Origin of the sequence: Brachybacterium subflavum, assembly GCF_009299795.1 — a bacterium.
Taxonomy (GTDB): domain Bacteria; phylum Actinomycetota; class Actinomycetes; order Actinomycetales; family Dermabacteraceae; genus Brachybacterium; species Brachybacterium subflavum.
The window spans coordinates 52,679-68,768 of sequence record NZ_VIGP01000004.1; the positions used below are offsets into that span (position 1 = coordinate 52,679).

A 16,090-nucleotide genomic window follows, 5' to 3' on the forward strand; every position below is an offset into this window, starting at 1 on the left:
CACCATGGCGGTGCCGGGGGCGCTCCGTCGTGAGGTCAGGAGACCTTGGGGAAGACGGGGATCGCCCCGCCGCCGGTCTCGCCGCCCTGCATCTCCATGAAGGTGAACGTGCCGGAGAGGTCCGTCCCGTCATCGACGACGAGGTACTGGGTGTCCTTCGCGGTGGGCGCGATCTCACCGTAGGCGTCCTCGTGGGCCTCCCAGATCGCGTCGTAGGCGGGGTCGCCCAGCCCTGACCCCATCGCCTCGGAGACGTCGTAGAGGTACCCGCCGAGCGACTGCCACTCGTGCTGCTCCCCACCCTCGGTGACGGACGTTGCACCGTAGAGGGTCTCGCTCCCCGTGCCCTGAGTGTTGTCGATCTCGACCGGGATCACCTTGACCCCATCGGTGTCTCCCCCGGCCCCATTGACGATCTCGGCAAGGTCGGCCGGGAGATCCGTGGGCGTCCCGAGCGTGTACGTTGCACCGCCCTCTGAGAACCCGAACGCCCCTTCAATCTTCAAGGGATCGGCGACGCTCGGGTCCATGCACTGCCCCTCGATCTCGTCCCAGAGCTCCGGATCGCAGTCCTCTTCGCTGACCCCTGCCTGAACCGAGGGCTCTTCGTCGGTCACCCCATTCGTGTCCGCCAGATCATCGCCGCCATCGCTCACTCCCCCCGCGTCGCTCTGCTGGGTCTGGGCGGGCTTGGCAGCATCCTCTGTGCCCCCGCAGCCGGCGAGCATGAGGGCAGCGAGGACGGGGACCGCGAGGGTGAGCAGGGTGCGCTTCATGGGGTTCTCCTGGGGAGTAGGGCGGGATGAACTGAGAGTAGGCAGACGCGCCGACATTCCGGACGGTTCGTGATGGAACCGTGACTGTGACCTGCCCTATGAGGCCCAGTGGGCGTCGCGGAGCCGCTTGGTGAGGGCGGCGCGCTCGTGGTCGGTGAGGGCGTGGAGGCGGTCGACGACGGTCTCCGGCATGACGTCGAGTTCCTGCGCGATGACGATCGGGTGCGGGGACCATGCGGCTGCTTCGCCGAGCTCATCGACATGGATGAGACCGCAGGCGACTTCGCGGTCGATGCCGTGCTCGACGACGGCGAGGCAGTGGCCGGTGTGGCCGCGGGCGTAGTGGGTGAGCTCGTGCTCAAGGACGACGCGGCGGTCGACGGCGGTCAGGCGCTCATCGAGCCAGATCGTGGAGGTGCCGTCGGTGTAACCGAGCAGGCCCTCGGGCAACGGTGCGTCGAGGATCCGAGGTTCAAGCATGCCCGGACGGTAACCGGCCATGGCGACATCTCAGGACTCGGCGTCAGCGTCCTCGAACTCAATGGGTTCATCGGAATCCGCGGAGTCGAAGCGCAAACCATCCGACTGCCGCAGGATGGGGAGCGTGAAGCTGTCCAGCTCGAACCTGGAGGCCAGAGACGAGAAGCCCTCGCGGATGTAGGGGTACGCAGCGAACATCGAGACGCGCGCGCCGTACTCGTCCACCGCAGCCTTGGTCGGCCTGAGATTCGTCGGAATCTCGACCTTGACGACGACGTCGACGATGAGTTGGTACCCCTCGTATGCGACAGATGCTACGAACCGATGCTCGAACTGCCCTCGGCTCGCGCGGAAGTTGACCGACAGATCCAAGCTGTCCGTGTCGGTGACCGTGTCGGTGACTCGTATCGGCGGCAGCCCCTCGCCGTCCCACGGAACCCCCGCGATGGCGTAGAAGTACGGTGTCATGCCGTCCGCGGCAGCAACGAGAGCGTGGATGTCGGCGACCACGTCGCCGTCGGGCAGGTTCAGATCGTCGCTCACGCGACAGCCCAACCCTTCGCAGACTCACCGGACGCGCTCTCAGCGTAGGTGGGGCCCGACCATCCTCCACGGATGGACGCTGATGCCAGACGAACCGGCTCTTTGTGCAGTGTGCGGGTCTTGGTCCAGCCACCGTCGACCTTGATCTCGTCCCACACGCGATGCATGAAGGACTCCGTCTCCATGCGCGACGGATACGACGCGGCATCGTCCACGACTGTTCCGCGGGCACGGAGCCACTCGAGCACCTCTGACCACAGCCAGATCGGGTCGGGCGCGATGAAGTACGACGAGGGGAACTCGGCCCCCCGGTCGCCGCACACGTAGTTGCCCACGGCCTGCGTTGTCAGATTCGCTCGGCGCGCTATCTCGCTGCGGGTCACGAGCTCGGGGACGTAGCGACGGACTCGGATGCCAGCCTGCCCCATCGCACGGCGAGCGATTTGGAAGGCGTCCTGGGCTCCGTCCGCCTCGACGAAGGCGGTGATTGTCGGGGCTCCGTGCCCCTCGGCGGCGATCACATCGAACTGCGCATCGAGCTGATCAAGCTGGTCATCGGTGGCTGATGCAACCTCAAAGGTCAGGGCGTACAGCATGTGCGTCATCTTCTCCCCCATGCCGAGTGTTGTCTAGTCGAAACAGTACTACGTCACTGAATCAGGTCGTGCTTCAACGGGCAGTGCCTGGCTGAGCGCTCGACCTGCTGAGCGTGGACATCCGGGACGCGCGGCGTGCCATTCACCTTGATGGAACGCTGGTCGTGCTCGCACGGACAGAGGAGCCTGAACTTGTGACCTGCACGCACGACTGTCCACCCCTCCCCCATCAGCGCAATGACGATTGCCGCGACCGGCGGCTTGCACTCCTTGCGCACTACTTTCGCGGAGAGATGATCCCTGCTGGCCAGATTCACGCCCCGCCGTCCTCGGCGTCGCGGTCCTGCTGCTCCCGGGCCTCGCGGCCGCGGTTCCTGCCGTGCTTCGCGGCGAGGTCGAAGTCGCCGAGGTCGAAGTCGGCCGGCGGCCGCTGAGCGAGGTTCCCCTCACTCTCCTCGTCGCGGCCCCCCTGGGCTGGGCGCACGGACTCCGGCATCCACATCGCGTCGGCGGGCGGGGTTGTTGCGCCATCCTGCTGAGCGTCACGCGCCACAGGGTCCGCGGAGTCGGCGGTTCTGGGGCTAGATGCTGATCGGTCACGGCTGCTCCTGGTGCGGTCGAAGCGCCGTGCGATCTCCGCCAAGAGGGCGGCGTCGCTGTAGTCCTCGATCGAGGGGGTTTCGGCGCTCTGGATCAGACCATCGAGGACGGATGCGAGCCGCGCGGCGTATCGCTCAGAGAGGGTCTCGCCGCGTTCCCAGTTGCCGACGGTCCGCATCGTGACGCCGACGCGTTCGGCTAGCTGCTGCTGCGTGAGGCCTGCCCGCTGTCGCGCGGCACGGATCTCGTCTCCAGTGGTCATGGCAGGAGCCTCCGAGGCAAGTCGAGGAAAAGTCCAGCAAGCCGATTCGGCAGCCGGGTGCCGAGTCTAGGAAAACCACGGCTGTAATTCGACCCCGTGTGTGCAGGTCAGCGCCAATGTTCCACTCCTTTCCTTTCCCTGCTTGACATACTTTCCTGCTGTTGCCTATCGTGGTCTGCATGACACAGCGACTAGTCCTCGGCCCCGCGGTCAAGGCGCTCCGAGTGGCCTACGGGATCAAGCAGAGCGACCTCGCCGTCTCGTGCGACATCACTCCCGGATTCCTCTCCAACCTCGAAGCCGGCCGCAAGCAGCCCTCACCGACGAAGGCCCGCGAGATCGCCGAACGACTCGGCGTCCCACTCGACGCCATCACCTACGTGATCCCCAGCGAAGCCGCCGCGTGACATAGCGCGGCACACATCCCAGTAGCACCCAAGCCCGCGGGTTACCGCGGCCGCCTCTCAGGAGGCGACCTCGAAGGAGACACCCATGTCCATCTCCGAGGCGAAGGCCATCGTTGCCGCCGCCATCCCCGACATCAGCAACAAGCAGCTCAAGATCGCCGCCGCCGTCTACCTCAACTGGTGGAACGGCCATAGCGCCTCCATCGGGTACAGCGACCCCACCGGAGAGAAGGCCGTGCGCCGCATCCTCGGCTACTTCGACATCGAACCTGCCGCCGCCTGACCCCACACCCACCGAGCCCCTCGCCATCCGGCGGGGGGCTTCTTCGTACCCAAGGAGCCCCCGTGCATCGAGGCACACCTATCCCCCGCTACCAGGAACTGATCCGCGAGTACATGCGCACCGGCCTCCGCCGTCGCCCCACCCACAGGAAGGACCAACGATGACTGCCACATTCGCCCGCACCGCCGACCCGGTCACCTCGCACGAGGCCGTCCCTACCGCCAGCAAGCGCGCACTGCTCCGGCTGCGGATCCTCGACATCCTCGGCGAGCACGGCCCTCTGACGCACGACCAAATCTACGAGCGCTACATCGCCCGTCACGAGCCGCGCGCCGCCAGTCACACGACGCGGCAGAACGTCAGGTCTCGCACCTCCGAGCTCGAGCAGGCGTACATGATCCGCGCCGTCGACCGCGACGGCACGTCACCCACCGGCCGGCGTGCGACCCGCTGGGACGTCTGGAGGGATGAGAAGTGACCACCATCCCCCTGCCCACACCGAAGGAGGCGGCACCGCCGCGCGCTTGGGGACTCAACGACCACGACGCCGAAGCGCGCCGCCGAGTCGTCCTCGCGATCCTCCCCTACCAACGCGACCCCGACTCCGTCATCGAACTGGCCGACTACATCCTCGAGGGCCCCGAAGAGGAGGACGACTGATGCCCACCAAGCTCGCCGTCACTATCGACGAAGCCGCCGACCTCGTGCCCTTCTCCGCGGACTACCTGCGCAAGGCGATCCGCCGCACCGACGGGAACCCGCTGCCCGCGCGCCTCGCGGGTCGCAAGTACGTCATCCGGGTCGCGGACCTCGAGGAGTGGCTCACGCACGAGGGAGTCGCGGCATGACCGACTTTCTCCTCGCTGCAGGCCTGCTCGTCGCCTACGGGGCCGCATTCATCGCCGTGCCGCTGATGATCACCGCCGGCCTCTACCGGCTGGGGGTGCTCCGTGGCCGATGAGATCCGCCAGATCTGGGACGCCCTCGAGCACCGGCAGACCGAGCCGGAGCTGCCGCGCCGCCAGAACAACCCGTGGCTCCCGGAGTACCAGCGCGCCCCGCGCGCGAACGCCCACCGTGACCCCGTCGGCAACCGGGCCGCCGGGAACGTCGACAGGGAGAGGAAGTCCCGATGAGCACCGAACTCGAGCAACAGATCCGTGACGCCACGGACGCGGACCGGGCCAGGCCGCGCTCCCTCTACGACAGCCCGTTCGCGCCCACGTTCTACCCGCCCGTGCACTTCGTGCGGAAGATGACGATGGTCCGCCTCGACGAGGACGGCATCCCGGAGGTGATCCCGACATGACCACCCTCACCGAACACGAACACATCGCCGACTACTCGCGGGACGGCATGAACTCGCGAGAGCTGCTGCGGGACGTGAGCATCCCCGACGACGTCGCCGATGCCGCGTGGTCGACGCTCAAGAGGTACGGGGCGCTGGATCTCGCACCGATGCTGGGGGTGTCGCAGTGACCCTCACCTTCAAGGAGTCCTCCCACCGGTACCGCCTGGACGGAAAGGCCGTGACGGGTGCGACGACGATCATCGGCGGGGGCGTGCCAAAGCCGGCACTCACCTACTGGGCGGCGAACCAGGCCGCCGAGGCTGCCGCCGACTGGGCCGCTTCCTTCAAGGATCTGCCGCCGTCGGAGGCCGCCTGGAACCTCGCCAGTATTGACCGCGACTCTCTCTACGAGGAGTGGCGCAAGGCCCCGTGGAAGAAGCGTGACGAGGCCGCCGTGCGCGGCACCGCTGTCCATGCGCTAGCCGAGCGGGTCATCCATGGCGAGGACGTGGACGTGCACGACGAGCTCGTGCCGTACGTCGAGGGGTACGTGGACTTCCTCGACACCTGGGACGTGACACCGATCCTCACCGAGAAGTCGGTCGCCTCCCGCGAGCACTGGTACGCCGGCCGCTTCGACCTGATCGCCACCGTGCCCACCCTGCACGGCGGCGAGCCAATCGAGATCGACCTCAAGACCAGCCGAGGCGTCTACGCGGACACGGCCATCCAGACCGCCGCGTACGCCCGCGCCGAGTTCTACGTCGAGGACGACGACCCCGACACCGAGCACGCGATCCCCGACGTCGCCGCGACCTACGTCGCCCACGTCACCGCCGAGGGCACCACCCTCTACGAGCTGTCTCCCGACCGGGAGCACATCGACCAATCGTTCCGGACGTTCCTCGCCGCGCTCGCGGTGAAGGGCCGCTGGAACCCGAAGACCCTCCAGGAGGTCACCCGATGAGTGAAGTCGTCGTCCATCAACCCCAGCAGGCGCTGGACCTCGAGCAGCAGATGAACTACTCGAAGGCCCTCGCCGCGGCGTCCATCATCCCGAAGGACTACCGCAACTCCCCCGCGAACATCCTCGTCGCCATCGGCTACGCCCAGGCACTCGGCGAAGCCCCCATCGCGGCACTGACCGACGTGTACGTCGTCAACGGCCGACCCTCCATGTCGGCGAGCATGATGCACCGACGCGCGCTCGAGGCCGGGCATCGCGTCCGTGTCGTCGCCGACGACCAGCAGGCAACCGCCTCGATCTGGCGGCGCGACGATCCGCAGTACGAGCACAAGGTCACCTGGACCATGGATGCCGCGCAGAAGGCCGGGCTCACGAAGAACCCGACATGGAAGAGCTTCCCCGCGGCGATGCTCCGCTCTCGCGCGATCTCCGAGGCCTGCCGACTCGCATGCCCGGAGGTGCTCGGCCCCGCCAAGTACACCCCGGACGAGATCGGCGGCACGTTCGCTGACGCCCCGGAGGGCGCGCCGGCGGCTGCCCCGCAGTCGACCACCAAGGTCTCCCGCCGGAAGCGCGAGGAACCGAAGCAGGAGCCGGAGCCCACCCCCGCCGCCGATACCCACGGCCAGGACGATCTGCGCGCCGCGATCGCTGGAACCGGTGAGGTGATCACGGCGGACCAGATGAAGAAGCTCTGTGTCCTGCTCGGCGAGAACGACATCGACGAGAAGAACTACGAGGCCATGTCCCGCGTGATCGGACGCGAGATCTCCAGCAAGAAGGACCTCAGCAAGGACGAAGCGTCCCGGCTGATCGACTCCCTCGAGACCCGCATGCAGAACAGGAGCAACTGACATGGCGAACGACACGATCATCACGGTGGTCGGGAACCTGACGGCCGATCCCGAGCTGCGCTTCACGCAGTCCGGCGTCGCCGTGGCCTCCTTCACCATCGCCTCCACCCCCCGCACGTTCAACCGCCAGTCGAACCAGTGGGAGGACGGCGAGGCCCTGTTCCTGCGCTGCTCGCTGTGGCGCGACGCCGCCGAGAACGCGGCGGAGTCCCTCGAGAAGGGCACCCGCGTGGTCGCGCAGGGCCGCCTCAAGCAGCGCTCCTTCACCGACCGCGAGGGCAACAACCGCACCTCGATCGAGCTGGACGTCGACGAGATCGGCCCGTCCCTGCGCTACGCCACCGCGAAGGCCAACAAGGTCCAGCGCGGCGGATCGAGGGGCGGTAGCAACGAGTCCCAGGCCCCGCAGGGTGGGGGCTTCTCAGGCCAGCCCGCCGGCGACCCGTGGGCCGGCGGCAACCAGGGCGGGTACGACGACCCGTCGTTCTGACCCCCACCAGTAGCAGTACCCAAGGCTCCGTCATCCGGCGGGGCCTTTCGCATCTCACCAAGGAGAACCCCATGCAGACCAAGACCCTCGTCGAGGCTTCGGCCGACATCATCACGATCACCTCGCTCAAGGCGGGCGACGTCTACAAGCGCCTCGAGAAGTCCTACTCCGGCTACTCGGTCCTCTACGGCGTCGTCACCAGCGTCCTGCACAACGGCACCGACGCGGCGATCCTCACGATCGAGTGGAAGAGCAAGTTCGAGGGAGTCGAGTCTGAGGCCAAGGTCTTCGGCACCGACGACGACATCAAGATCTTCGCCGCCACCCCGGACGAGGTCACCGAGCACCTCGAGGACATCAAGCGCGCCGGTGAGCGGGCGATCCGCGAGGCCGAGAAGAAGAAGCAGAAGGCCGAGGAGGCCCTGGCCCGCGCGACCGAGGCCTACGAGATCGCCGCCCGCGACGGCCTCACCTCGCCGGCGTCCGTGAACGCCTGACCCTTCCCCGCATCCCCAAGCCCTCGCCGATCACGGCGGGGGCTTTCTCTATGGCCGCCCGGCGCTGGCAACGCGACGTTCGAGACGTCGGCCGGGCACTCCCAACCACAACACGAAGGAGCCCACCATGGCCTTCCGGAAGCTGCAGAAGCCTGCCCGTAGCGGTGGCTCGCCCCTCCCCCAGATCACGATCGGCGCGACCGGCTCGAACCGGCAATCGTTCCTCGCCCTCAACGCGGCCGCCCGCAAGGCACTCGGCCATCCCGCCGCGGTCTACCTCGAGTGGGACCCCGACGAATACCTGCTGCGGATCGTCGCCTCATCCCCGGAGGACCCGGCGGCGTACACGCTCACGAAGTCGACGGGCCGGATCTCCGTCACGGGGATCATGCGCGAGCTCGGCATCGACACCCGCACCACGCGGACCGTGCCCGTGAAGCCGCAGGGCCGCGTCGCCGTGATCGCCGACCTGTCCGAGCTGCCCGCCGCTGGCGCGGTGCGGCCCATTCGGGGGACGGCGGCGTGAGCGCCCTGGCCCGCATCCCGCTGCCGTTCAAACGGTTCGACCTGACCGTCCGCGAGCACAGCGAGCAGTTCCCGGTGTCTCCGACGTGGGCTCCCGGGATCGTGCACGTCGAGATCGACGGACACAGGCTCATCACGCGCATGACCGTGCAGTGCTCGGTGTGCCTCCGGACAGCGACCGGCAGATCTGCGACGGCCTGCGTGATCCTCGGCGGCTGGGACTTCCACCCCGACCCCGGCGAGCTCGGACACACCAATCACCGCCGCTGCCCCGACTGCCGGTCCGCGAGCCGCCACCCCGCCGAGCAGCTCGACCTGCTCGACCACCTCGAGGAGACCTCATGACTCCGATCCCTGACGTCGCCGACTACGTCGCTCTGGGCCTCATGGCACCCGACCCGCCGGCGGACGCGTGCCCGTACTGCGACCGCACCGGGGGCCACGAGCCCGACTGCTCCGAGTCCGGAGACTTCACCCCCTCCAGGTACACCCCGACCCGCTGGAAAGAGGAGCACCCGTGGTGACCGCCCTGGTCTACGCGTTCGGGATCTTCCCGATCGTCGGGGCCGTGATCGCGATGGCCATCGTGGCCGCTGTCGAGTTGCGTTCACTCGTGGTCCGCCGGTTGCGGGCACGAAGAAAGGGTGTTCACCCCGCCGACTGGGGGTCGAACCGCAGGAGACGAGCCGGCGGGGTGAACGAACGAGGCCCCGGGAGGGGCTCAGCTAGCCGCCAGGAGAGGGAGGGTGTCCGGCCCTCGACCTGTCTGCTGGGTGGGCGTAATGAACACGACGTCCACGAGGTGCTTTCGGCCGAACTCGATGCAGGTCGAGTCGATCTCGGCACGCAGTCGGCCGAGCGCTCTCGGGTCGATCTCGGCTGCGCGCGTGAGGTCGACGCGAACGGGTGCGCCGGGATCGAACGTCCTGGCTCGCTGGATGTGCTTGGCGAGGACGGGCGCGGTATCGGAATTGAGTGAGCCGGTAACGGACAGCTCAATAGCGTCCTTGCCGACGTCTGCCTTGACTAGCACAGAGATCTTTCCGGGCATTGCTGAGGTCTCCAATCAAGTCGCCGTAACGAGTTCCTGGATGGCACGGAGAATACACCTGGGTTCGGAGAGGTGCAACCCCCGTCACCAGGCACTTTGCTGACCCCTCTGCTCTGCGTGCATCCGAAACGGCCGATCCGTGGCACACCTCGCGCTACCTCCCAGATCAAGAATCCACCTTTAATGCAGTCAGTTATTTCGAATAGGAAGCGAAGAAATGAAAACTCGAATGGAAGCATTTGCCACTGCCCGCTTCGCCACGCACCCGGACGGGAGGATCGCCGCACGCGTCAGCCCGGAGAACATCGCCCCGTGGGCAGTGCCTTTCGAGCTCGGAGAGAAGCCCCTGTTCCACTCCGATTCGGTCATGTCCCTGGAAGGCTGGTCCCCGCTGGACGAGACCCGCCTCCCGCGCGTCGTGACCGACGAGTTCGTGGACTTCGTGCACGAGGATTACTTCTGGTCCACGAGTGACCGCGTGCGCCTGGAGAAGCCTGCGTTGCGCCACGCCCTCAACGATGCAGTGAAGCGCTCTACCGCCCCGACGACCGACGACACCTCGGTGGACTACCACGCGATGTGGCGGAAGGCCGAGCGTGAGCGCGAGCAGGCCGAGGCGACCGCCGAGCGTTATGGCCGGACCATCGACAAGCTCCAGGCCCGGATCAAAGAGCTGGAGGTCCGCGCGGAGAGGGCCGAGCAGGAGCGGGACTCCTGGCGCTCCCAGGTCCCGCTCGCGGAATGGGAGAAGGACCTGATCGAGAACCGGCCCCTGACCGCCCGCGAGCATCGCGACGCGATGTGGGCGCGCGGCCACCGCCCCGTGAACGGTGCCATCCCGGCGGGCACGCCCTACATGTTCCGCGACCCCGACGGCTTCATCGGCGTGGACCTCGCGGACCACGACGTGCCCGCGATCGACGGCCCGGAGTTCGTCGAGCGCCGCCTGATCGACCCGCCGACCCCGACCCGCCCCGAGGGAGCCGAGGCGCTGTCCCGTCTCATCGCGGACGCCGACGTGGACGAGTGGAACTGCGGAGACCTCGCCGACTACCTGGCCAAGCACGGCGTGCGTGTGACCGAGGACGGCACCCCATGAGGGCCGCCCGCGTCCGCGTCTGGCGCTCCGAGGTGTTCACCCACCACTGGTGGATCGACTACTACGACACCCACGGCTACCTCATCGACTCCCGCCACCGACCCACCCACGCCGCTGCTCTGGCGCACGCCCTGTCCGCTGTGGAACTCGCACCTGAGGAGGAGCGATGAGCGCTCCCGTCCGCATCGCGGAGACCTGCTCGTGCGGGGCTTCGATCGAGATCGTGGGCGGGAGTCTGCACCGCCGCGACGAGAACCCCGCGAACCCCCGCAGCGCCGAGGAGGTCGTGGAGCGCTGGCGCACCGACCACCATCACGCCCTGGCCGCTGTGGGACTCGCACCCGAGGGGGAGCGATGAGCGTCGATCCACCCCGCTACGGGCCCTGGCACCTCTGGTTCGCCTGGCATCCCGTCCGCACCGACCAGCACGGCTGGCGCTGGCTCCGCACCGTCGAACGCCAGCAGTGGGTCGGCGGGCGTTCCTGGCGCGGCTGGGACTACCGCCCCACCCCCGACAACCGCAAGGAGATCCGATGAGCATCACCGACCGCGCCCGAGAAGGAGAACGACCGATGAGTACCAAGCCCAACTACCATCACCTGACCGTCACGATCGCCCCGCTGGGCGACGTGCACTGGTCCATCGACTGCACCGCACCCGAGGGCGCATGGTGCCGCACCTGGTGTGACGAGGGATGCGAGAACTTCTCTGATCCCGAGCACGAGGGACACGCCATGAAGGACCAGGGCACGTGCGGTATCGCCCCGTGGTTCGACGACAGCTCCATGATCCCGGAGATGTACGAGGGCATCGAGCAGCCGCTCCGCTCCGGCCCCGTGTCCCTGCACGTCTCGGACGACGAGACGTCGTGGGAGTACGTCGAGGACGCGGCCCGATGAACATCACCGACCGAGCCCGAGCCGAAGCCGAGCGGCGACACTTCCCAATCGACCGCCCGCCCATGACCACCGAGCGATGCGCCGTGCAGGGCTTCATCGACGGGGCAGAGTGGCAGGCGTCCCTCCCGCCGACCGACGAGGAGGTGCTCGCCGCCCTCAACGCCTACACGGGCGAGGACGATTTGGGCATCGAGTCGTGGGGCAGCTACGCCGACGACATGCGTGCCGCCTTGGTCGCCGCGAGGGAGGTCCAGCGATGACCATCATGTTCGGCCCCACCGGCGGCGACCCGGCCGACTTCCAGCCCCTCGGATGGATCGACAGCCTCACGGAGCCGGTCGAGGATCCCGAGGCGCACGTGATGCCGGAGCCGACCGCGGCCACGTTCACCGCGCGCCTCAAGGGCCCGAAGGCGCGGCAGCCATGGCGGCTGTTCGCGGATCACTACACGCACCCACGGCAGGCGCTCCACAACGGGAGGAAGCCGCGATGACCACCGACCCGACCGACCTGCGCGAGAGGATCGCGCGGGCAATCTGCGATGCCGACGACGCGGGCGGGGACAACTGGACCGAGGACCGCGACTGGTATCTCGCACAGGCCGATGCTGTCCTGCCCATCGTGCGGGAGGCGCAGGCCGAGGCGTGGGAACGAGGTCGCCGGGCCGCATACGCGGAGGGGGTTGACCGCCGTTACCCGATCTGGGAGCGATCCCCCAACCCCTACCGGCAGGAGACCCAGCGATGACCCCGGCGGAGCGTGAGCGGCTGCGCGGCCTTGCCTCCGAGCACGCCGCCCTCGGCGACTACGCGGGCATGGACGCGGCCATCGCCGCCGCGGGCCACATCGCCCAGCTCGAGGCCCAGGTGCAGCGCATCCGCGCCCTCCATGAGCACCGCGCCCCCGAACCCCCGTACGTCGAGTACTGCGAGCACTGCGGGGCCGACTGGCCGTGTCAGACCGTGCGGGTGCTCGACGGCACCGAGTAGGAGAGGATGCAGGCATGAACGACCGGATCCGCATATCAAGCCCCGACGGGGATGATCGTCAGCACCTCGAGAAGCAGCTCGACGACGGTTCCTGGCAGAGGATCGAACCTGCGCCCGATCTGCAGCTGCAACTGGGGCAGATCCGGAACCTCCACCGCGACGCTCTCGAGGGGATCGCTGACGACTACGAACATCACCAGAGGGCTCTAGCGCAGGACGCCCTGGATACAGCCGACGCCTTCATCCAGGGCGCGATGAACCCAGGCAACGCGGCGGCCGAAGCCCTTAGCAAGCGGTTCCGTGGGCCAGTGGAGAAGGCTTCCGGGATCACGGCCGCCGGGAAGGAACAAGCCGAGGCCCTCGCGAACCGAACCGCACGCCCGTCGATCAAGACGCCGACCATCGAGCAGGAGCTCGCCGAGAACCCCGTCTATCAGGTCGTCGAGAGGCTCGACGAACAGAATCAGATCCTCCAGGACCAGCGAGACCAGGCTCGAGGGGAAGCGAAAGCGTCGGCGCGGCACAGCAGATGGGCACTCATCGCTGCCTGGGCTGGCGTCGCCGCCGCGGTTATCGTCCCGATCATCTTCCGGTAGCCATCACCCGAAGTACCGCGCCACCGCAATCCGCGCATCGTCTGGGACGACCAGAACCTCGAACATGTCCCACGCGAGCGCCACGTAGTCGGACGCCAGCTGCTCCGAGTCCAGCCCCTGCGGTAGATCAGCCCGCATCTGCTGGACGATCGCCCGTTCCTGACCACGCGTCAACATGACGCGAACCTACCCCAAGCCCTCACCGACCGGTGGGGGCTTCTTCTATGCCCGAGGAGCAATACGTGGCCCAAGACCACATCACCATCGACATCCCCGAGGCGCTCTGGCTGTCCTCGAACATGCGCCCCCACTGGGCAGAGAAGGCACGCAAGACCGCCGCACTCCGGCAGCTCGCCCGCCTCCGCGCACGAACCCTCCGCACCTTCGAGGTCGCCCACTGCACCGCGTTCATCGCGTACTCGCGCGCCGGCCGCGCAGACCCCGCCAACGCCGCACCGACCGTGAAAGCCCTCATCGACGGCGTCGTCGACGCCCACCGGCTCCCCGACGACGACCACAAGCACCTCATCGGCCCCGACTACCGCCGCGACCCCAACACCGGCATCAAGGGCCTGCACCGGGTGCGGCTCGTGTTCACCGACCAGACCATCGACTTCTGAGAGGAGTCCTCATGCCCCGGAAGCTCGGTGGCGCATACTTCGCCCGCCTCGCTCTCGACTACTTCGATCACCCGAAGATCGCGTCGCTCTCGGCGGAGGCGATCGTGGCTCATCTTGAGATGATCGTCTACTCCCGGAGGTACCTGACCGATGGTCGAGTGCCCCAACGAGTCGTTCAACGATTCGATGAACGAGTCGTTGACGAGCTGTGCACGAACGATCCAACCTCGCCGTCCCTCGTCCTCAACGACGACGGAAGCGGTCAACTCCATGACTACGACGATGCGCAGGAGACCCGGGCCGACGTCGAGGCAAAACGCCTGGCAGGGAAGACGGCCGGGAAGGCGAGCGCCGAGAAGCGCAAGCAGCCGTCCAACGGATCGTCCAACAAGTCGTTCAACGGATCGTCGACGAAGCGTTCAACAGAGGAAGAGGAAGAGGAAGAGAACTCGTCCGAGGTCGCTGAAGCGACCCCGAGAGAGGACGTCAATTCCCTCTGCAACCGCCTCGCTGACCGGATCGAAGCGAACGGCTCCAAGCGTCCGACGATCACCAAGTCGTGGCGAGACGCAGCCCGACTCATGCTCGACCGCGACGGCCGAGACCAATCCGAAGCCGAGCGCCTCATCGACTGGTGCCAGAACGACGACTTCTGGCGCGGCAACGTCATGTCCATGCCGAAGTTCCGATCGCAGTTCGATCAGCTCCGACTCAAGGCGAAGACCGCGCCCACCGCGCGGCCCCTCGGATCCAACGACGACGCAAGGCAGTTCCTGTCCATGAACCCCCACCTGCTCAATGGATGACACCGACCAGCCCATCAACACCGCCGCCGCGGAGCGAGCCGTCATCGGCGCGTGCATCACGTCCCCCGACTCCTACCGGTGGGCGCAGCACCTCGAGCCCGACGACTTCTCGTCCGGACGGTTCGGCGTCGTCTGGGCCACCCTGCGTGATCGACGCACCGCCGGCGAGCCCACGGACATCGCCACCATGGACGGCGTCCTCGGCCGGACCGTCAAGGGCTACCAGCCCGGCGACGTGTTCGGCCTCGTCGACGGCATGCCCGCCGGCGGCACCACAGCCCACTGGGCCGACCAGATCGCGGAAGGGTCCAAGCGCCGGCAACTCATCGCCGCCGCCGCCAGGGCCCGCCAGAACGCGACCGACGCCGACCTCGCTGACGCCCTCGCGATCGTCAAGCGCGACCTCGAGGACATCGGCAAGGCCACCTCGAGCGACCTCCGAGCCAGGCCCCTGGCCCGGGTACTCGAGGAGTCCGACGCCTACGACTGGCTGATCCCAGACATCCTCGAACGCCAGGAGCGGGCGATCTTCACCGGCGGCGAGGGCGGCGGCAAGACCACGTTGGTCCGGCAGCTCGCGATCTGCTCCGCCGCCGGCATCCACCCGTTCACGTTCCAGCCCATCGACCCGGTGCGCGTCCTCATCATCGACGCGGAGAACACCGAACGGCAGTGGCGCAGGGCGACCCGTCGCCTCGTCGCAACCGCCAGCCAGCAGGCCGACCGAGACGTCGCCGAGATGATCCCGCTCGCCTGCACACCCCGCCTCGACATCACGAGAGAGCGGGACATGTCCGCCATCCACCGCCTCATCGACGACCACCAGCCCGACCTGCTATTCATCGGACCGCTGTACAAGCTCGTCCCGAGGGCCATCCAGTCCGACGACGACGCAGCCCCCGTGCTCGCCGCCCTCGACACCCTCCGCGACCGGGGCCTCGCCCTCGTCATGGAAGCCCACGCGGGGCACGGTCAATCCGCCCAAGGGCAACGGGATCTCCGTCCCCGCGGATCCTCCGCCCTGCTCGGCTGGCCCGAGTTCGGCATGGGGCTACGCCTCGACACCGACCACCCGCCGTACCAGGCGAACCCCGGCGACTTCCGCACTCGCAAGGTCGAGCTCGTCCGCTGGCGCGGCGACCGAGACCAACGCTCGTGGCCGTCATCGCTGTACGCCTCCGGCACGTACCCGTGGGAGCCGTGATGGACATCTTCGACCTCGAGGAGCTGATGCACGACGACCCGTCCGACGACCCCGACTGGACCGACAAGGTTCAGCGGGCTCGCGAACGGGTCGCCACCTTCAACGCGCTCGCGCCCGCCCAGCAGCTCGAGCGGCTGCGCAGGCCCTGCGACGGATCGTGCCTCCTGCCCGAGGTGCGCGCCGTCGCGCTTCGACCATTCGACTAGGAGAACCCAATGACCGACCCGCCTCGCCTCGAGGTCGCCCAACGGCTGG

At 67.8% G+C, this 16,090-nt stretch carries 37 protein-coding genes; 30 read left to right on the forward strand and 7 right to left on the reverse strand.

Features of this window, described 5'->3' with window-relative positions:
• Positions 1–35: 35 nt before the first annotated feature.
• From FHG10_RS10395 to FHG10_RS18245, 6 genes are all read right to left on the reverse strand, one after another.
• Entirely contained in the window at positions 36–776 is a 741-nt protein-coding gene (locus FHG10_RS10395; RefSeq protein WP_152353272.1) for a hypothetical protein, read from the reverse strand.
• 96 nt (positions 777–872) lie between these two features.
• Entirely contained in the window at positions 873–1,256 is a 384-nt protein-coding gene (locus FHG10_RS10400) for an ImmA/IrrE family metallo-endopeptidase (protein WP_152353273.1), read from the reverse strand.
• 30 nt (positions 1,257–1,286) lie between these two features.
• Positions 1,287–1,799, reverse strand: a complete 513-nt coding sequence (locus FHG10_RS10405; RefSeq protein ID WP_152353274.1) for a hypothetical protein — start codon at positions 1,797–1,799, stop codon at positions 1,287–1,289.
• The gene (locus FHG10_RS10410; protein ID WP_152353275.1) at positions 1,796–2,416 is read right to left on the reverse strand and encodes a hypothetical protein; all 621 of its coding nucleotides are present in this window, start codon (positions 2,414–2,416) and stop codon (positions 1,796–1,798) included. The genes FHG10_RS10405 and FHG10_RS10410 overlap by 4 nt, the downstream gene beginning before the upstream one ends.
• A 32-nt stretch (positions 2,417–2,448) precedes the next feature.
• The gene (locus FHG10_RS10415) at positions 2,449–2,712 is read right to left on the reverse strand and encodes a hypothetical protein (protein ID WP_152353276.1); all 264 of its coding nucleotides are present in this window, start codon (positions 2,710–2,712) and stop codon (positions 2,449–2,451) included.
• Positions 2,709–3,257: a helix-turn-helix transcriptional regulator gene (locus FHG10_RS18245; RefSeq protein WP_227488183.1), complete on the reverse strand. Its 549-nt coding sequence runs from the start codon at positions 3,255–3,257 to the stop codon at positions 2,709–2,711. Before FHG10_RS18245 ends, FHG10_RS10415 begins: the two co-directional genes overlap by 4 nt.
• Positions 3,258–3,436: 179 nt before the next feature.
• Between FHG10_RS18245 and FHG10_RS10425 the strand changes: the two genes are divergently transcribed.
• From FHG10_RS10425 to FHG10_RS10530, 26 genes are all read left to right on the forward strand, one after another.
• A complete protein-coding gene (locus tag FHG10_RS10425) occupies positions 3,437–3,664 on the forward strand; it encodes a helix-turn-helix domain-containing protein (protein WP_152353277.1) in 228 nt (75 codons plus the stop codon).
• 85 nt (positions 3,665–3,749) lie between these two features.
• The gene (locus FHG10_RS10430; RefSeq protein WP_152353278.1) at positions 3,750–3,947 is read left to right on the forward strand and encodes a hypothetical protein; all 198 of its coding nucleotides are present in this window, start codon (positions 3,750–3,752) and stop codon (positions 3,945–3,947) included.
• A gap of 160 nt (positions 3,948–4,107) precedes the next feature.
• The gene (locus tag FHG10_RS10435) at positions 4,108–4,425 is read left to right on the forward strand and encodes a hypothetical protein (RefSeq protein ID WP_152353279.1); all 318 of its coding nucleotides are present in this window, start codon (positions 4,108–4,110) and stop codon (positions 4,423–4,425) included.
• Positions 4,422–4,607, forward strand: a complete 186-nt coding sequence (locus tag FHG10_RS17945) for a hypothetical protein (RefSeq protein ID WP_193636266.1) — start codon at positions 4,422–4,424, stop codon at positions 4,605–4,607. The genes FHG10_RS10435 and FHG10_RS17945 overlap by 4 nt, the downstream gene beginning before the upstream one ends.
• A complete protein-coding gene (locus tag FHG10_RS17950) occupies positions 4,607–4,795 on the forward strand; it encodes a helix-turn-helix domain-containing protein (protein ID WP_193636267.1) in 189 nt (62 codons plus the stop codon). The genes FHG10_RS17945 and FHG10_RS17950 overlap by 1 nt, the downstream gene beginning before the upstream one ends.
• Before the next feature lie 102 nt (positions 4,796–4,897).
• Entirely contained in the window at positions 4,898–5,083 is a 186-nt protein-coding gene (locus tag FHG10_RS10445; RefSeq protein WP_152353281.1) for a hypothetical protein, read from the forward strand.
• On the forward strand, positions 5,080–5,256 hold the full coding sequence (locus FHG10_RS17955; protein WP_193636268.1) for a hypothetical protein: 177 nt from the start codon (positions 5,080–5,082) through the stop codon (positions 5,254–5,256). Before FHG10_RS10445 ends, FHG10_RS17955 begins: the two co-directional genes overlap by 4 nt.
• Positions 5,253–5,426 (forward strand): hypothetical protein, encoded by a 174-nt coding sequence (locus FHG10_RS17960; RefSeq protein WP_193636269.1) that lies wholly within the window; start codon positions 5,253–5,255, stop codon positions 5,424–5,426. The genes FHG10_RS17955 and FHG10_RS17960 overlap by 4 nt, the downstream gene beginning before the upstream one ends.
• Complete coding sequence (locus FHG10_RS10450) at positions 5,423–6,205, forward strand: hypothetical protein (RefSeq protein WP_152353282.1); 783 nt, start codon at positions 5,423–5,425, stop codon at positions 6,203–6,205. The genes FHG10_RS17960 and FHG10_RS10450 overlap by 4 nt, the downstream gene beginning before the upstream one ends.
• Complete coding sequence (locus tag FHG10_RS10455) at positions 6,202–7,059, forward strand: recombinase RecT (protein WP_152353283.1); 858 nt, start codon at positions 6,202–6,204, stop codon at positions 7,057–7,059. Before FHG10_RS10450 ends, FHG10_RS10455 begins: the two co-directional genes overlap by 4 nt.
• Position 7,060: 1 nt before the next feature.
• On the forward strand, positions 7,061–7,549 hold the full coding sequence (locus tag FHG10_RS10460) for a single-stranded DNA-binding protein (protein ID WP_152353284.1): 489 nt from the start codon (positions 7,061–7,063) through the stop codon (positions 7,547–7,549).
• Positions 7,550–7,620: 71 nt separating this feature from the next.
• Positions 7,621–8,046, forward strand: a complete 426-nt coding sequence (locus FHG10_RS10465) for a hypothetical protein (protein ID WP_152353285.1) — start codon at positions 7,621–7,623, stop codon at positions 8,044–8,046.
• Between the two features lie 127 nt (positions 8,047–8,173).
• Entirely contained in the window at positions 8,174–8,572 is a 399-nt protein-coding gene (locus tag FHG10_RS10470) for a hypothetical protein (RefSeq protein ID WP_152353286.1), read from the forward strand.
• Positions 8,569–8,916: a hypothetical protein gene (locus FHG10_RS10475; protein ID WP_152353287.1), complete on the forward strand. Its 348-nt coding sequence runs from the start codon at positions 8,569–8,571 to the stop codon at positions 8,914–8,916. Before FHG10_RS10470 ends, FHG10_RS10475 begins: the two co-directional genes overlap by 4 nt.
• A complete protein-coding gene (locus FHG10_RS10480; protein WP_152353288.1) occupies positions 8,913–9,095 on the forward strand; it encodes a hypothetical protein in 183 nt (60 codons plus the stop codon). Before FHG10_RS10475 ends, FHG10_RS10480 begins: the two co-directional genes overlap by 4 nt.
• The gene (locus FHG10_RS10485; RefSeq protein ID WP_152353289.1) at positions 9,089–9,550 is read left to right on the forward strand and encodes a hypothetical protein; all 462 of its coding nucleotides are present in this window, start codon (positions 9,089–9,091) and stop codon (positions 9,548–9,550) included. The genes FHG10_RS10480 and FHG10_RS10485 overlap by 7 nt, the downstream gene beginning before the upstream one ends.
• A 301-nt stretch (positions 9,551–9,851) precedes the next feature.
• Entirely contained in the window at positions 9,852–10,721 is an 870-nt protein-coding gene (locus FHG10_RS10490) for a THO complex subunit 7 family protein (protein ID WP_152353290.1), read from the forward strand.
• Positions 10,718–10,891 carry a hypothetical protein gene (locus tag FHG10_RS17965; protein ID WP_193636270.1) on the forward strand — a complete coding sequence of 58 codons (174 nt, stop codon included), beginning with the start codon at positions 10,718–10,720 and terminating at the stop codon, positions 10,889–10,891. The genes FHG10_RS10490 and FHG10_RS17965 overlap by 4 nt, the downstream gene beginning before the upstream one ends.
• Entirely contained in the window at positions 10,888–11,079 is a 192-nt protein-coding gene (locus FHG10_RS10495; protein WP_152353291.1) for a hypothetical protein, read from the forward strand. Before FHG10_RS17965 ends, FHG10_RS10495 begins: the two co-directional genes overlap by 4 nt.
• Complete coding sequence (locus tag FHG10_RS10500; protein WP_152353292.1) at positions 11,076–11,258, forward strand: hypothetical protein; 183 nt, start codon at positions 11,076–11,078, stop codon at positions 11,256–11,258. Before FHG10_RS10495 ends, FHG10_RS10500 begins: the two co-directional genes overlap by 4 nt.
• 35 nt (positions 11,259–11,293) lie before the next feature.
• Positions 11,294–11,620, forward strand: a complete 327-nt coding sequence (locus FHG10_RS10505; protein ID WP_152353293.1) for a hypothetical protein — start codon at positions 11,294–11,296, stop codon at positions 11,618–11,620.
• The gene (locus FHG10_RS10510) at positions 11,617–11,880 is read left to right on the forward strand and encodes a hypothetical protein (RefSeq protein WP_152353294.1); all 264 of its coding nucleotides are present in this window, start codon (positions 11,617–11,619) and stop codon (positions 11,878–11,880) included. The genes FHG10_RS10505 and FHG10_RS10510 overlap by 4 nt, the downstream gene beginning before the upstream one ends.
• Positions 11,877–12,113 (forward strand): hypothetical protein, encoded by a 237-nt coding sequence (locus tag FHG10_RS10515; protein WP_152353295.1) that lies wholly within the window; start codon positions 11,877–11,879, stop codon positions 12,111–12,113. The genes FHG10_RS10510 and FHG10_RS10515 overlap by 4 nt, the downstream gene beginning before the upstream one ends.
• Positions 12,110–12,367: a hypothetical protein gene (locus tag FHG10_RS10520; protein ID WP_152353296.1), complete on the forward strand. Its 258-nt coding sequence runs from the start codon at positions 12,110–12,112 to the stop codon at positions 12,365–12,367. The genes FHG10_RS10515 and FHG10_RS10520 overlap by 4 nt, the downstream gene beginning before the upstream one ends.
• Entirely contained in the window at positions 12,364–12,609 is a 246-nt protein-coding gene (locus FHG10_RS10525; RefSeq protein ID WP_152353297.1) for a hypothetical protein, read from the forward strand. Before FHG10_RS10520 ends, FHG10_RS10525 begins: the two co-directional genes overlap by 4 nt.
• Positions 12,610–12,623: 14 nt before the next feature.
• On the forward strand, positions 12,624–13,205 hold the full coding sequence (locus FHG10_RS10530) for a hypothetical protein (RefSeq protein WP_152353298.1): 582 nt from the start codon (positions 12,624–12,626) through the stop codon (positions 13,203–13,205).
• A gap of 3 nt (positions 13,206–13,208) precedes the next feature.
• Here FHG10_RS10530 and FHG10_RS17970 read toward each other — a convergent pair whose 3' ends face one another.
• A complete protein-coding gene (locus FHG10_RS17970; protein WP_193636271.1) occupies positions 13,209–13,382 on the reverse strand; it encodes a hypothetical protein in 174 nt (57 codons plus the stop codon).
• A 65-nt stretch (positions 13,383–13,447) separates the two neighbouring features.
• On the opposite strand from FHG10_RS17970, the gene FHG10_RS10535 reads away from it, so the two are divergent.
• From FHG10_RS10535 to FHG10_RS10550, 4 genes are read left to right on the forward strand one after another with little or no spacing between them, the layout of a single operon-like run.
• The gene (locus tag FHG10_RS10535; RefSeq protein ID WP_152353299.1) at positions 13,448–13,825 is read left to right on the forward strand and encodes a hypothetical protein; all 378 of its coding nucleotides are present in this window, start codon (positions 13,448–13,450) and stop codon (positions 13,823–13,825) included.
• Between the two features lie 11 nt (positions 13,826–13,836).
• Positions 13,837–14,631 (forward strand): hypothetical protein, encoded by a 795-nt coding sequence (locus FHG10_RS10540; RefSeq protein ID WP_152353300.1) that lies wholly within the window; start codon positions 13,837–13,839, stop codon positions 14,629–14,631.
• Complete coding sequence (locus FHG10_RS10545) at positions 14,624–15,835, forward strand: AAA family ATPase (protein ID WP_152353301.1); 1,212 nt, start codon at positions 14,624–14,626, stop codon at positions 15,833–15,835. Before FHG10_RS10540 ends, FHG10_RS10545 begins: the two co-directional genes overlap by 8 nt.
• Positions 15,835–16,041, forward strand: coding sequence for a hypothetical protein (locus FHG10_RS10550; protein WP_152353302.1), 207 nt, complete (start codon positions 15,835–15,837; stop codon positions 16,039–16,041). Before FHG10_RS10545 ends, FHG10_RS10550 begins: the two co-directional genes overlap by 1 nt.
• Positions 16,042–16,090: the final 49 nt, after the last annotated feature.